The organism is Streptomyces sp. NPDC031379, from assembly GCF_055569615.1.
This window is the reverse complement of the sequence record NZ_JBVIIT010000004.1, coordinates 254,496-268,487: the sequence shown is the minus strand read 5'-3', so window position 1 is coordinate 268,487 and position 13,992 is coordinate 254,496. Positions and strand designations below refer to the sequence as shown.

General features: G+C 71.1%; 11 protein-coding genes. 1 reads left to right on the top strand and 10 read right to left on the bottom strand.

The features are described from left to right. Positions 1-14 precede the first annotated feature (14 nt). Positions 15-896 carry a DUF4429 domain-containing protein gene (locus tag ACZ5CW_RS08000; RefSeq protein ID WP_468599399.1) on the bottom strand — a complete coding sequence of 294 codons (882 nt, stop codon included), beginning with the start codon at positions 894-896 and terminating at the stop codon, positions 15-17. Between the two features lie 62 nt (positions 897-958). Here ACZ5CW_RS08000 and ACZ5CW_RS07995 point away from each other — a divergent pair, with 62 nt between their 5' ends. Continuing rightward, a complete protein-coding gene (locus tag ACZ5CW_RS07995) occupies positions 959-2,560 on the top strand; it encodes a beta-N-acetylhexosaminidase (protein ID WP_468599397.1) in 1,602 nt (533 codons plus the stop codon). Positions 2,561-2,621: 61 nt separating this feature from the next. Here the strand turns inward: ACZ5CW_RS07995 and ACZ5CW_RS07990 are convergent, their stop codons facing one another. The 9 genes from ACZ5CW_RS07990 to ACZ5CW_RS07950 form a co-directional block, all read right to left on the bottom strand. Next, positions 2,622-4,391 (bottom strand): IucA/IucC family protein, encoded by a 1,770-nt coding sequence (locus tag ACZ5CW_RS07990; RefSeq protein WP_468599395.1) that lies wholly within the window; start codon positions 4,389-4,391, stop codon positions 2,622-2,624. Continuing rightward, positions 4,388-4,927 carry a GNAT family N-acetyltransferase gene (locus tag ACZ5CW_RS07985; protein ID WP_468599394.1) on the bottom strand — a complete coding sequence of 180 codons (540 nt, stop codon included), beginning with the start codon at positions 4,925-4,927 and terminating at the stop codon, positions 4,388-4,390. The genes ACZ5CW_RS07990 and ACZ5CW_RS07985 overlap by 4 nt, the downstream gene beginning before the upstream one ends. Beyond that, the gene (locus tag ACZ5CW_RS07980) at positions 4,924-6,201 is read right to left on the bottom strand and encodes a lysine N(6)-hydroxylase/L-ornithine N(5)-oxygenase family protein (RefSeq protein ID WP_468599392.1); all 1,278 of its coding nucleotides are present in this window, start codon (positions 6,199-6,201) and stop codon (positions 4,924-4,926) included. The genes ACZ5CW_RS07985 and ACZ5CW_RS07980 overlap by 4 nt, the downstream gene beginning before the upstream one ends. Beyond that, positions 6,185-7,627, bottom strand: a complete 1,443-nt coding sequence (gene desA / locus ACZ5CW_RS07975) for a lysine decarboxylase DesA (RefSeq protein ID WP_468599391.1) — start codon at positions 7,625-7,627, stop codon at positions 6,185-6,187. The genes ACZ5CW_RS07980 and desA overlap by 17 nt, the downstream gene beginning before the upstream one ends. Before the next feature lie 143 nt (positions 7,628-7,770). Further along, positions 7,771-8,613 (bottom strand): siderophore-interacting protein, encoded by an 843-nt coding sequence (locus ACZ5CW_RS07970; RefSeq protein WP_468599389.1) that lies wholly within the window; start codon positions 8,611-8,613, stop codon positions 7,771-7,773. A gap of 87 nt (positions 8,614-8,700) precedes the next feature. Then, positions 8,701-9,747 (bottom strand): ABC transporter substrate-binding protein, encoded by a 1,047-nt coding sequence (locus ACZ5CW_RS07965; RefSeq protein ID WP_468599387.1) that lies wholly within the window; start codon positions 9,745-9,747, stop codon positions 8,701-8,703. A 121-nt stretch (positions 9,748-9,868) separates the two neighbouring features. Further along, positions 9,869-11,029, bottom strand: coding sequence for an acyl-CoA dehydrogenase family protein (locus tag ACZ5CW_RS07960; protein ID WP_468599385.1), 1,161 nt, complete (start codon positions 11,027-11,029; stop codon positions 9,869-9,871). A gap of 5 nt (positions 11,030-11,034) precedes the next feature. Beyond that, the gene (locus ACZ5CW_RS07955) at positions 11,035-11,976 is read right to left on the bottom strand and encodes a hydroxymethylglutaryl-CoA lyase (protein WP_468599383.1); all 942 of its coding nucleotides are present in this window, start codon (positions 11,974-11,976) and stop codon (positions 11,035-11,037) included. Beyond that, a complete protein-coding gene (locus ACZ5CW_RS07950) occupies positions 11,973-13,991 on the bottom strand; it encodes an acetyl/propionyl/methylcrotonyl-CoA carboxylase subunit alpha (protein WP_468599382.1) in 2,019 nt (672 codons plus the stop codon). Before ACZ5CW_RS07950 ends, ACZ5CW_RS07955 begins: the two co-directional genes overlap by 4 nt. Position 13,992 lies beyond the last annotated feature (1 nt).

The following is a 13,992-nucleotide window of genomic DNA, read 5'->3' as shown; positions in this document are numbered from 1 at the left end:
ACCGCCGGCGGTCCTCACATCCGCTTGAGGACCGCCTGCTTGGCCAGGGCGAACTCCTCGTCGGTCAGCACCCCTTCGCGGTGCAGCTCGCCCAGCTCACGCAGCCGCCGCAGCAGCGCGTCGTGGCCGTCCTCGGCCGGCTCCTTCCCGAGCGACAGCGGCTTTTCGGGCACGGCGCCCGCCGCGGCGGACGGAGCCGACGGGTGCGGCAGACGGGCCTGGACCGCCGCCGCGACCAGGGCCATCAGCGGGTCCTTCTTGAAACCCCACAGCTCGACCGCGTTCGGGTCGTACTTGGGTGGTGCCGTGACGGGCGCGCCGCGCACCTCGAAGCGCAGATACCCGTTCTCCAGCCCGGCCGCCGGCTGCCACTCCACGCCGACGATCTGCGCGAGCGGGATGGTCCGGGGGCCGGTCGCGGCCTTGGCGTCCTCCGTCTTCCAGTTCCACTCCAGCCGCACCCGCTCCCCGTCGAAGCCCGCCGTGCCGTCCCCGGCGGAGACGGACACCGGCAGCGCCGGACCCGGCAGCAGGTACTCGGCGACCGGGTCCGGCGCGACCCCGTCCAGCAGCAACGCGTTGCGGACCTCGTCCGCGACGTACTCGGCGACGCCGTACCGGTCGGAATCCACGGCCAGCTGGTACGGGTCGTTCGGCTCGGCGAGCCGGCCGCCGGTGGCCTGCAGCAACGGGTCGGCGCCGTCGCGCAGCCGCAGCCTCAACCGCCCCGACTTGCGCCCCTGCTCGAAGGAGACCCCGGCCAACGCGGCCAACGGCACGACGAGTTCCCCCAGCTCCCGGCGGAGCGGACTGACGTTCTTGTCCCGGCCCGGGGTGAGCCGCAGGGCGTCGCCGTCGAAGGCCCAGGTGCCGTCCTTCTGGATGATTTCCGCCATGCGGGGATTGTTTCACCGGATCTGCGGGACAGTGGTCTCGACCAGAACCGAAGGGAGCGCATGTGAGACGGAACCACGGCACCACTCCCCGAACGACCCGGATCCTCGGATCACTGCTGCTGCTGGCGGCCGTCGGTGTGTTCACCTCCGGCGCGGCCCCCGCGGCGCGCGCCGCCGCACCGATCCCGCCGGACCGGGTGGTCCCGGCACCCGCCTCCGCCGAGCCGGGCGGGACCCCGTACCGCATCACCCGCGCGACCGGCGTCCGGGTCGACGGCTCCGCCGAGGTCCGCCGGATCGGCGCGTACCTCGCCGGCATCCTGCGGCCCTCCACCGGCTACCCGCTGCCGCTCACCGACCACGGCAGCGGCGGCATCCGGCTGCGGCTCGGGCACGACGACCTCGGCGCCGAGGGATACCGGCTGCACAGCAGTGCCGGTGGCGTCACCATCACCGCCGGCACCCCCGCCGGCCTCTTCCACGGTGTCCAGACCCTGCGCCAGCTGCTCCCGGCGGCCGTGGAGAAGAAGACCGTCCAGCCCGGCCCCTGGCAGGTCGCCGGCGGCACCATCGAGGACCGTCCCCGCTACGCCTACCGCGGCGCGATGCTGGACGTCTCCCGGCACTTCTTCACGGTCGACCAGGTCAAGCGCTACATCGACCAGTTGGCCCTCTACAAGATCAACGAGCTGCATCTGCACCTCAGCGACGACCAGGGCTGGCGCATCGCAATCGACTCCTGGCCGCGCCTGGCCGCCTACGGCGGCTCCACCCAGGTCGGCGGCGGCGCGGGCGGCTACTACACCAAGGCCGACTACCGGGAGATCGTCAGGTACGCGGCCTCCCGCTATCTGGAGGTCGTCCCCGAGATCGACATGCCCGGCCACACCAACGCCGCCCTGGCCTCCTACGCCGAACTCAACTGCGACGGCGTGGCGCCCCCGCTGTACACCGGCACCAGGGTCGGCTTCAGCTCGCTGTGCGTGCCCAAGGAGGTCACCTACGACTTCGTGGACGACGTGATCCGGGAGCTGGCCGCGCTCACCCCGGGCCGCTACCTGCACATCGGCGGCGACGAGGCGCACTCCACCAGCCACGCCGACTACGTGGCGTTCATGGACCGCGTGCAGCCGGTCGTGGCCAAGTACGGCAAGACGGTCATCGGATGGCACCAGCTCACCGGCGCCCACCCCGTCGAGGGCGCCCTCGCCCAGTACTGGGGCCTGGACAGCACCAAGGCGGCGGAGAAGGCCCAGGTCGCCGAGGCCGCCCGGAACGGCACCGGGCTGATCCTGTCCCCGGCCGACCGGATCTACCTCGACATGAAGTACACCAAGGACACCGAACTCGGCCTGGACTGGGCCGGTGTGGTGGAGGTGAAGCGGTCGTACGACTGGGATCCGGGCGCCTATCTCGCCGGGGCACCCGCGTCGGCGATCCGGGGCGTCGAGGCACCCATGTGGGCGGAGACCCTGAAGACGCCCGCCGACATCGAGTACATGGCCTTCCCGCGCCTGGCCGGCGCGGCCGAGCTGGGCTGGTCGCCGGCGGCCACCCACGACTGGGACGCCTACAAGGTGCGGCTGGCCGCCCAGGGGCCGCGCTGGGACGCCCTCGGCATCCGCTACTACCGGTCGCCGCAGGTCACCTGGCCGACGGGCTGACGCGCGGCCGACGGGCACCCCGGAGGACCGTACTCCGGGGTGCCCGTACGTCTGTGAGCCGTCACCGGCCCGCGAGCGGGTTCCTCAGGTTCCCCACCAGCTGGAGCGCGCCGGACGGATCGGCGAGGTCCACCATCTGCCGGTTGTCGCGCAGCTGGAGCCGGTTGAGGCAGGACAGCGCGAACTCGGGGGCGAACATGTCGTACTGCCGGAACCGGTCGGCGAGTTCGGGGTTCGCCTCCTGGTACTCGCGGGTGACCTCGGCGACCGTGCGCCAGAAGCCGTCCTCCTCCAGGACGCCCTCGGCGGCGAGGTGGGCGGCGAGGAAGCGGAAGAAGCAGTCGAAGACGTCGGTGAAGATCGACAGCAGCTTCTGGTCGTCGGGGACCTCGACGCGGATCCGCCGGACCTCCGGCGGCAGGACCGCGTCCGGGTCCATCACCGCGATCTCCTCGGCGATGTCCTTGTAGACCGCCCGCCGCACGACCCCGTCGGCCAGCACCAGGATGACGTTCTCGCCGTGCGGCATGAACACCAGGTCGTAGGCGTAGAAGCTGTGCAGGAGGGGGGTGTAGTAGGCCCGCAGGTACTGCCGCAGCCACTCCGCCGGGGCAAGGCCCGACCGCTCGATCAGGGCACCCGCGAAGGAGGCGCCCTCGTGGTCCACGTGCAGCAGGGACGCCATGGTCGCGAGGGACTCGCCGTCCCGGAGCGAGGGCACCGGGCTCTCCCGCCACAGCGCGGCCAGCATCTTGCGGTACGGCGAGTAGCGGTCGGTGGCCTTCTCGTACTCCAGGTGCCGGTAGCCGACGGCGGCCCGCTCCCGGATGATCGACAGGCCGGTCGACTTGAGCACCGGGTCGTTCTCGATCAGCTGGGCCAGCCAGTCGTTGATCGCCGGGGTCGCCTCCATGTAGGCGGCCGACAAGCCGCGCATGAAGCCCATGTTGAGGACCGACAGGGCGGTCTTCACATAGTGCTTGTGCGGGTCGCTGGTGTTGAAGAAGGTCCGGATGGACTGCTGGGCCAGGTACTCGTCGTCGCCCTCGCCGAGGCAGACGAGGTGGCCGCGCGCCACCTCGGCGGCGAAGGTGACGGTGAGCTTGTTCCACCACTGCCAGGGGTGGACGGGGATGAGCAGGTAGTCCTCCGGGTCGAGGCCCCGGCCGGTCAGCACCCCGTGGAACCGCTCGACGGTCGCCGCGCCCAGCTCCTGCCGGACGAAGCCCTCGTACTCGATGCCGGCCCCGGCCGTGAACGCGGCCCGTGAGCGGTGCGCGGCCAGCCACACCAGCCGGACCGGGCTCGCGGTCTCCGGGGCGTACGACAGGTACTCGTGGATGCCGAACCCGAGCCGTCCGTTGTTCGCGACGAAGCAGGGGTGGCCCTCGGTCATCCCGGTCTCGATCGCCTGGAAGCCCTGGCGGGCCAGTTCCGCGGAGGAGACCTGCGGCTTGGTGAGCTTGTAGCAGGTGCCGGAGAGGGTGGAGGAGATCTCCTCCAGGTAGACCGGCAGGATCTCGTCGCTCAGGCCCAGGGACTCCTTCAGCTCGATGAGGAAGTCCAGTGCGGCGAGCGGGAGTTCGCCGCCGTCGCGGTGCCGGGTGATCGACGCGGCGTCGATCTCCCAGTGGTCCAGGGCCCGGCGGACGGCGGAGAACCGGTAGGCGGTGAGCCCGTCGTCGCCGCGGACGACGTACCGGTCGCCCTCCGGCTCGGGCGTGATCAGGCGCTCGTGCGCGAACTCGGCGAGCGCCTTGCGGATGAGCAGCCGGTTGGCGGTCTCCCAGCGCTCGGGGGACAGATGGGCCACGGCGTCGGCGAGGGTCACGCGGCCACCGCCTTCGTGAACTGCTCGCGCGTGCAGAAACTCAGCAGGGCCTGCTTCTCGGGCTTGCGGATCTCCCGCTCGGGCACGAACCCGACTGCCTCGTTCAGGGCGTGCACGGCCGTGTTGCGCACGTCCGGTTCGACGACGACCCGCCGGGTCGCGGGGTCCTCGAAGAGGTACGCCATGACGGCCGTGATGACGGCCCGGGTGAAGCCGTGCACCGGGGTGTCGGACGGCGCGACCAGGAAGTGCATGCCGACGTCGCCCGGCTGCGGCTCGTACAGCCCCGTCAGCTCCCGGTGGGCGGGGTCGTACTTCTCCATCAGGAAGGCGGGCTCCCCGTCCCGGAGTCCGAGGAAGGCGTGGTGGTGCTCGTCGGCCGCGATCTCCATGTAGGCCCGCTCGACGTCCTGCAGTTTCGCGTCCTGCATCATCCAGTACACGGCCTTGGGGTGCGTGACCCAGCGGTGCAGCGTCTCGGCGTCCTTCAGGGGGTCGAGCGGACGGACGGTGAAGGTCAGGTCCTTGCGGGTCATACGGCGAACTCCTGGAAGGCGATGGACTTCTCGACCGGGTAGTACTCGCTGCCGAGCAGCTCGCGGATGATGTACGCGTTCCGGTACGCGCCCATGCCCAGGTCGGGGCTGGTGATGCTGTGCGTGTGGACGCCGGCGTTCTGGAGGAAGACCCCGCGGCCGGTGACGTCGACGGCGTAGTTGCGGGCGAGGTCGAAGTTGCCCTGGGAGTCGTAGCGCAGGCGGTCCCGGACGGGGGCCAGGAAGGCCGGCTCGGCGTACCGGTAGCCGGTGGCCAGGACCAGGCCCTCGCTGGTCAGCTCGTAGTCCTTCTCCTGCTCCTCCTGGCGCAGGCCGAGGGTGTACGTGCCGTCGTCGTATTGGGCGGCGGTGAGCGCCGAGTTGGTGAGCAGACGCGTGGGGACCGGGCCGCCGAGGTTCTTCTGGTAGAGCAGGTCGAAGATCTCGTTGATCAGATCGCCGTCGATGCCCTTGAACAGGCCCTTGTGCTGGGCCGTGAGCCGGTAGCGGGTGGCCTCGGGGAGCGCGTGGTAGTAGTCGATGTACTCCGGGCTCGTCATCTCCAGCGTGAGCTTGGTGTACTCCAGCGGGAAGAAGCGCGGCGAGCGGGTGACCCAGTTCAGCTGGTAGCCGTGGACGTCGATCTCGCTCAGCAGGTCGTAGTAGATCTCCGCCGCCGACTGCCCGCTGCCGACCAGCGTGATCGACTTCTTGCGCTGCAGCTCCGCCTTGTGCTGGAGGTAGCGGGAGTTGTGGAAGAAGTCTCCGCCCAGGTCCCGGCAGGCGTCCGGGATGTGCGGCGACGTGCCGGTGCCGAGGACCAGATGCCGGGCGCGAAACGTTTCGCCGGCTTCGGTGCGGACCACGTACTGGTCGTCCTCGTACGTCACCTCGGTGACCGTGGTGCCGAAGCGGACGCTGCTCAGCTTGTTCGCGGCCCAGCGGCAGTAGTCGTCGTACTCGACCCGCAGCGGGTAGAAGTTCTCGCGGATGTAGAACGAGTACAGTCTGCCCTTCTCCTTCAGGTAGCTGAGGAAGGAGTACGGCGAGGTCGGGTCGGCGAGGGTGACCAGGTCCGACATGAACGGGGTCTGGAGATGGGCACCGTCCAGGAACATGCCCGCGTGCCACTCGAAGTCGGGCTTGGACTCCAGGAAGACGCCGTCCAGTTCGGCGATCGGCTCGGTGAGGCAGGCGAGGCCGAGGTTGAAGGGGCCGAGCCCGATCCCCACGAAGTCGTAGGTCTTGTTCGGGGCTTCAGGACGCGCGGTCAAGGGACTCTCCCAGGTACTGCTCGGCGTGGCCGGCGATCAGATCGAGGACGGCGGCGATGTCGGCCGGCGTCGTCTCGGGGTTGAGCAGGGTGAACTTCAGGTAGTGGCGGGCGCCGACCTTGGTGCCCGCGACCACGGCGTCGCCGGAGGCGAACAGGGCCTTGCGGGCATGGAGGTTGGCGCGGTCGATCTCGGCCGGGTCGGTCACGGCGGCCGGGATGTAGCGGAAGACGAGGGTCGACAGGGTGGGCTCGACCACGACGTCGTAGCGCGGGTCGGCGGCGAGCAGCTGCCAGCCCTCCTGCGCGAGGTCGCAGACCTCGTCGAAGAGCTGCCCGATGCCGTCGGCGCCCATCGTGCGCAGGGTGAGCCACAGCTTGAGGGCGTCGAAGCGGCGGGTGGTCTGCAGGGACTTGTCCACCTGGTTGGGGATGCGTTCCTGCACCATGCGGCGCGGGTTGAGGTACTCCGCGTGGTAGGTGGCGTGGCGCAGGGTGGCCGCGTCCCGGACCAGCACGGCGGAGGAACTCACCGGCTGGAAGAAGGACTTGTGGTAGTCGACGGTGACCGAGTCGGCGCGCTCGATGCCGTCGATGCGGTCCCGGTACTTCAGGGAGGCGAGCAGTCCGCAGCCGTAGGCCGCGTCCACATGCATCCAGGCGTCGAACCGTTCGCACAGTTCGGCGATCTCGGGCAGCGGGTCGATGGAGCCGAAGTCGGTGGTGCCGGCGGTGGCGACGACGGCCATCGGCACGAGCCCGTCCTTCGCGCAGCGCTCCAGTTCGTGGGCGAGGGCGACGGTCTGCATGCGCTTGTCGTGGTCGACGGGGACGACGACGACGGCGTCCGGTCCCAGGCCGAGCAGTTTCGCGGACTTCTTCACGCTGAAGTGGCTCACCTCGGAGGCGAAGATCCGCAGCCTGGCGAGCGAATCGCTCTTGGCCTCCTCCCGGGCCAGCAGCAGCGCCTGGAGGTTGGACTGGGTGCCGCCGGAGGTGAACACGCCGTCGGCGGCCGGGCCGAGGCCGATGCGGGCGGCCGTCCAGTCGATGAGCTTGCGCTCGATCAGGGTGCCGCCGGCCGACTGGTCCCAGGTGTCGAGGGAGGAGTTGACCGCGGAGAGCACGGCCTCGCCGAGCACCGCCGGGATGACGACCGGGCAGTTGAGGTGGGCGAGGTAGCGGGGGTGGTGGAAGTAGACGGCGTCCCGGAGGTAGACGTCCTCCAGTTCGTCCAGCACGGCCGCGGTGTCGCCCAGCGGCCGGTCGAGGTCGATCGCGTCGATGTGGGGCGCGAGGGCGTCCACGGCGACGCCGGTGAACGGACGGTCGGTGGTGGCGAGTTTGGCCGCCACCCGCTCGACTCCTTCGGTCACGGAGCGGCGGTAGTGCTCCGCGGTGAGGCCATTGAGCAGGTGCGAGCGCATGTGGGGGTCCTCCGAGGGGACAGTCCGTGCGGGGAACTCGAGACGGGGAGTCGAGATCGGCGACTTCAACTTAGGTTAGCCTAACCTAAGTTCTTGAACGGCAAACACACGTCTTCCGTGACCGCCGTCACCGCGCGCCGCCGCTACTCCGCGGCGCGCAGCTGCTCTTCCGTCATCCCCTGGCGCCAGTACCCGACGAAGGTCACCCGGCGCCGGTCGATCCCGCGCTCACCGACGAAGTGCCGGCGCAGCGCCTTCACCCGGCCGGACTCGCCCGCGATCCACACGTACGGCCGCTCGGCCGCAGGGAGGTGCGAGGCCCGTACGGCGTCGACGGCCATGGGGGAGCCGTCGTGCCGTACGAGCCACGTGATCTCCGTGTCCGCCTCGGTCACCACGTCCTGGATGTCACCGGCGTGCGGCACCTCGAGCCAGGCGCGGGCGCGGGTGCCGGCGGGAAGGGACTCGAGGATGGCGGTGGCGGCGGGCACGGCGGTCTCGTCGCCCCAGAGGACGACGAGGTCGGTGTCCTGCGGCGGCCGGAAGCGGATCGCGCGGTTGTCGGCGATCGCCGGACCGAGCAGCAGGACGCGGTCGCCCGGGACGGCACGGGAGGCCCAGCGGGAGGCGGGCCCGGCCGGGGTGGGGGCGCCGGGTTCGACGCCGTGCAGCGCGAAGTCGATGTCCACCTCGTCGGGGTTCCGGCGCAGGGCGCGCAGGGTGTACGAGCGCATCACGGCGCGTACGTCGTCCGGGAGTTCCCGCCAGCCCTGCCACCAGCCGTCCCCCAGCTCCAGCGGGACGACCGGCTCGGCCTGCCCCGGATGCGGCAGGAACAGGGACAGGGACTGGTCCCGCCCGTCGGAGTGGAAGGCGTGCAGATCGGCACCCGCGAAGGTGACCCGGACCAGGGACGGGCCGAGCCGCCTCGTCCGTACGACCTGAAGCGAGAAGAAACGGAACGGGGCGGCTACGGCCGTCGTCATGTGTGGCTCCTGAGGGTGGGATTCAGGGCTTTGTCGGGGGCTCGCTGCAGCGGCCCGAAGGGGCGCCGGCCCCCTCGGGCCGGGCGGTCAGCTGACCTTCTCGGCCTTCTCCAGCGCCTCGGCCAGGCTGGTCAGCAGCGGAACGCACTTGTCGTAGGACAGGATCGGCTCGGGCGAGCGGGGGATGACCTGCCCGGCCTTCACCGCGGGCAGCTTCTTCCAGGTCGCCTTGGTGATGTCGGCCGGCTGGATGGTCGAGGTGCGGTCGTCCATCATGATGATGTCGGCCTGGTACTTGTCGACGTTCTCCCAGCTCAACGACTCGTACCAGCCGCCGCCCTTGGCCTTGGCGCTCTCCGGGGGTTCGACGAAGTTCACGCCGAGGGCCTTGAAGTACTCCAGGTCGACGGAGAGGTTGGTGCCGGAGACGTAGAAGAGCTGGTCGCTCGCGGAACCGGCCATCACCTTGATGCCGGGCTTGGCCTTGGCCGCGGCGCGCAGCCGGGCGGCCGCGTCCTCGAACCGCTTCTTCGCGTCGGCCACCTTGGCGGCCTTCAGGTCGGCGCCGAGCGTCTCGGCGAGCTGCCCCATGCGCTCCAGCGACCGGGTGAGCTGGCGGTCGTAGACGGAGATGCCGACGCTCGGGGCCAGCTGGGCGATCTTCTTCTTCGACTCCTCGGGGACGTACCAGAGGGTGCCGGCGTCGTCGAACATCGTGGAGATCAGCACGTCCGGGGCGAGGGAGGCGTACTTCTCGATGCTGAACTGGCCCCAGGTGTTGCCGAGGACCGTCACCTTGCTGACGTCCATGTCGCCGGCCTGGACGTCGGGCTTGCCGTCCGTGGTCTTCGTCGGGCCGAAGACGCCCTTGACCTGGATGCCGTAGTCGTACAGCGCGGCGCCGACACCGGTGAAGGCGACGATGTTCGCGGGGACCTTGTCCAGCTTCACGGTGGTGCCGCGGTCGTCCTTGAACGACCAGGGGCCGGACTTGGCGGCCGCCGTCCCCTTGCCGGAGTCCGCGTCTTTCCCCTTGTCGTCCCCGCAGGCGGTCAGCGCGGCGCCGAGTCCGAGGGCGCCGCCCGCGGCGAGCAGACCGCGGCGAGTGAGGTGGATGGCACGGGCGTGGGGCATGGGTATGACTGCTTTCGAACGGGGCGAAGCGCCCGCCGGACAAGGTCGAAGGTAGGTTAGCCTAACCTTGCTCAATGTCCAGAGGGTGGGCGGGACCGTGTCCGGCGGGCGCCCGCTCCGCTCAGCTCACCAGCCCCAACTCCCTCGCGATCAGCATGCGCTGGACCTCGCTCGTGCCCTCGCCGATCTCCAGGATCTTGGAGTCGCGCCACATGCGGGCCACCGGGTACTCGTTCATGAAGCCGTAGCCGCCGTGGACCTGGGTGGCCTCACGGGCGTTGTCGACGGCGACCGTTGAGGAGTAGAGCTTGGCCAGGGCCGCTTCCTTCTTGAAGGGCTCGCCGGCCACCAGGCGGGAGGCTGCGTCGCGCCAGGCGAGGCGGGCCGTGTGCGCCTTCATCTCCATGTCGGCGATCTTGAACTGGATCGCCTGGTTGGCGCCGATCGGGCGGCCGAAGGCGTGGCGTTCCTTCGCGTACTTCACCGACTCGTCCACGCAGCCCTGTGCCAGGCCCGTCGCGAGCGCCGCGATGGCGATGCGGCCCTCGTCGAGGATGCGCAGGAACTGGGCGTAGCCGCGGCCCTCCTCGCCCAGGAGGTTGGCGGCGGGGACACGGACGTCGGCGAACGACAGCTCGCGGGTGTCGGAGGCGTTCCAGCCGACCTTCGAGTAGGGGGCCGCCACCGTGAAGCCGGGCGTGCCCGACGGGACGATGATCGCCGAGATCCGCGGCTTGCCGTCGGGCTTGCGGCCGGTGACCGCCGTGACCGTCACCAACCCGGTGATGTCCGTACCGGAGTTGGTGATGAAGCACTTCGAGCCGTTGATCACCCACTCGTCGGTGTCGGGGTCCAGCCGGGCCGTCGTACGGGTCGCGCCCGCGTCGCTGCCGCCGTCCGGCTCCGTCAGGCCGAACGCGCCCAGGATCTCGCCCGCGCACAGACGGGGGAGCCACTCGCGCTTCTGCTCCTCGGTGCCGAACAGGTGCAGCGGCATGGCGCCCAGCGACACACCCGCCTCCAGGGTGATCGCCACCGACGAGTCCACCCGGGCCAGTTCCTCCAGGGCGATGCCGAGGGCCAGGTAGTCGCCGCCCATGCCGCCGTACTCCTCCGGGAACGGCAGCCCGAACAGGCCCATGCGGCCCATCTCGCGGACGATCTCGTACGGGAACTCGTGCCGCTCGTAGAAGTCGCCGATCTTCGGCGCCACGACGTCGTGCGCGAACTCCTCCACCGTGCGGCGGAGTTCCTCCAGCTCGGGGCTGAGACGGTGGTCCATGCTGATCACTGGTCCTTGTGGGAGAGAGCGCGGACGGTACGGGAGGGGCTGGGGCGGCCCAGCTGTTCGGCCATCCACACGCTGGTCGCGGTGAGACGGCCGAGGTCGACCCCTGTCTCGATGCCGAGGCCGTGCAGCATCCATACGAGGTCTTCGGTGGCGAGGTTGCCGGTGGCGGACTTGGCGTACGGGCAGCCGCCGAGGCCCCCGGCGGAGGCGTCGACGGTCGTCACGCCGTGTTGCAGGGCCGCGTAGGTGTTCGCGAGCGCCTGGCCGTAGGTGTCGTGGAAGTGGACGCCGATCGTGTCGGTCGGGATGCCCTCCTCGTTGAGCAGGGAGAGGAGTTCGAGGACATGACCCGGCGTACCGACGCCGATCGTGTCGCCCAGGCCCAGCTCGTCGCAGCCCATGTCCCGCAGGGCTTTGCAGACGCGCGCCACCTGGGGGAGGGGGACCGCCCCCTCCCAGGGGTCGCCGAAACACATCGAGACATAGCTGCGCACGTGCAACCCGGCGTCCTTCGCCCGCCGCACCACCGGCTCGAACGCCGCCAGCGACTCGTCCAGCGAGCGGTTGAGGTTGGCCCGCGCGAAGGACTCGGTGGCGCTGGCGAAGACGACGATGCTGCGCACGCCGAGCGCGAGCGCCCGGTCCAGGCCGCGCTGGTTGGGCACCAGTGCCGGGAGTTCCACGTCGAGGTCGCCGACCATGGGGAACAGCTGCTCGGCGTCGGCGAGCTGCGGCACCCACGAGGGGTGCACGAAGCTCGTCGCCTCGATCGTGGTCAGGCCGGCCTCGGCCAGCCGGCGGATGAACTCCGCCTTCACCGCCGTCGGCACGGGCGTCTTCTCGTTCTGCAGCCCGTCGCGCGCACCCACCTCCTGGATGCGCACCCGCGCGGGCAGGGACCGGGCCGGTACGGCCATGGGCAGTCCGTCGGCGCTCATTCCGCCGCCTCCTCGTTCGGTGCGATGACGGCCAGCACCTGGTCCATGGCGACCGTGGTGCCCGGCGTCACGTCCAGCTCGGCGACCGTGCCGGCGTGCGGGGCGGAGATGACGTGCTCCATCTTCATCGCCTCTACCACCAACAGGCTCTGCCCGGCGGCCACGTCGTCGCCGACGGCCACCTTCACCACGGTCACCGTGCCGGGCATGGGCGCGGTCAGCGAGTCGGCACCCGCGTGGGCCGAGCGGCTCAGCGACGCGGCCACCGGATCGTGGTCGCGCACCTGCCAGGCGTCCCCGTCCCGGCCCAGCCAGGTGCCGTCCGGCAGAACGGCGAAGGTGTGCGTGACGCCGTCGAGCCGGAAGGCGAACCGGTCCCCGGTGCCGCGCCGCGCGGACGCGGTCCCGGATGCCTGAAGGGGCGTGTCCGCCCCGGGCAGGAGCAGCTCGGTCCCGCCGTCCGGTGTGCTGCGCACGCGCACGGTCACCGGGTCCTGGCCCGGCACCCGCAGGTGGTGCGGTGTCCAGGCCCGCTCGCCGCCCAGCCGCCAGCCGTCGGCGGCGGCGAACGGGTTCGTCCATCCGGGGTCGCCGGCCGGCGCGAGCGCGGTGTGCCGCAGCACGGCCGCCGCCGCGTAGACCTCCGCCGGCACCCCCTGCGGCACCAGCCCGTCCACTTCCCGTTCCACCAGCCCGGTGTCCAGCTCGCCCGACGTCACCGCCGGATGGGCCAGCAGCCGGCGCAGGAAGCCCGCGTTGGTCTGCACGCCCAGCGTGACCGTCTCCGCCAGGGCCGCCCGGAGCCTGCGCAGCGCGGTCTCACGGTCCGGGCCGTATGCGATCACCTTGGAGAGCATCGGGTCGTACAGGCTGCCGACCTCGGTGCCCTCGCTGAGCCCGGAGTCGGTGCGCACGCCGTCGCCCTGGGGTTCCCGCAGCCGCAGGACCGTCCCGCCGGACGGCAGGAAGCCGCGCGCGGGGTCCTCCGCGCAGACCCGGGCCTCGACCGCGTGGCCGGTCAGCCGGATGTCCTCCTGCGCGTACGGCAGCCGCTCGCCCGCCGCCACCCGCAGCTGCCACTCCACCAGGTCCAGCCCGGTGATCAGCTCGGTGACGGGGTGCTCCACCTGCAGCCGCGTGTTCATCTCCATGAAGTAGTACGACGACGGGTCGCCGCCCGGCACGATGAACTCCACCGTGCCCGCGCCCCGGTACCCGCACGACCGGGCCGCCTGCACCGCGGCCTCGCCCATCCCCGCCCGGGTCTTCTCGTCGAGGAGCACGCTCGGCGCCTCCTCGATGATCTTCTGGTGGCGCCGCTGGAGCGAGCACTCGCGCTCGCCGAGGTGGACGACATGGCCGTGGCCGTCGGCCAGGACCTGGATCTCGATGTGCCGGGGGCGGTCCACCCAGCGCTCGACCAGGAGCGTGTCGTCGCCGAAGGAGGCGCGGGCCTCACGGCGGGCGGCGGCGATCTCGTCCTCCAGCACGGACAGCTCGCGCACCAGCCGCATGCCCTTGCCGCCGCCGCCCGCCGACGGCTTCAGCAGCACCGGCACGCCGATCTCACGGGCGGCGTCGGCGAGTTGGGCGTCGGTCAGTCCGCTCCCGCTGGAGCCGGGGACGACCGGCACCCCGGCCGCCCGCACCGTCTCCTTGGCGCGGATCTTGTCGCCCATGAGGGAGATCGCGTCCGCCGGGGGCCCGATGAAGACCAGCCCCGCTTCGGCGCACGCGCGCGCGAAGCCGGCGTTCTCGGCGAGGAAGCCGTAGCCGGGGTGGACGGCCTGCGCGCCGGTGCGGGCGGCGGCGTCGAGCAGCCGCTCCACCGACAGATAGCTCTCGGCGGCCGGCGCCGGACCGATCCGTACCGCCGTGTCGGCCTCCCGGACGTGCCGCGCGTCGGCGTCGGCGTCGGAGAAGACCGCCACCGAGCGAACGCCCAGCGAGCGGAGCGTACGGATGACGCGTACGGCGATCTCGCCCCGGTTGGCCACGAGCACTGTGTCGAACACG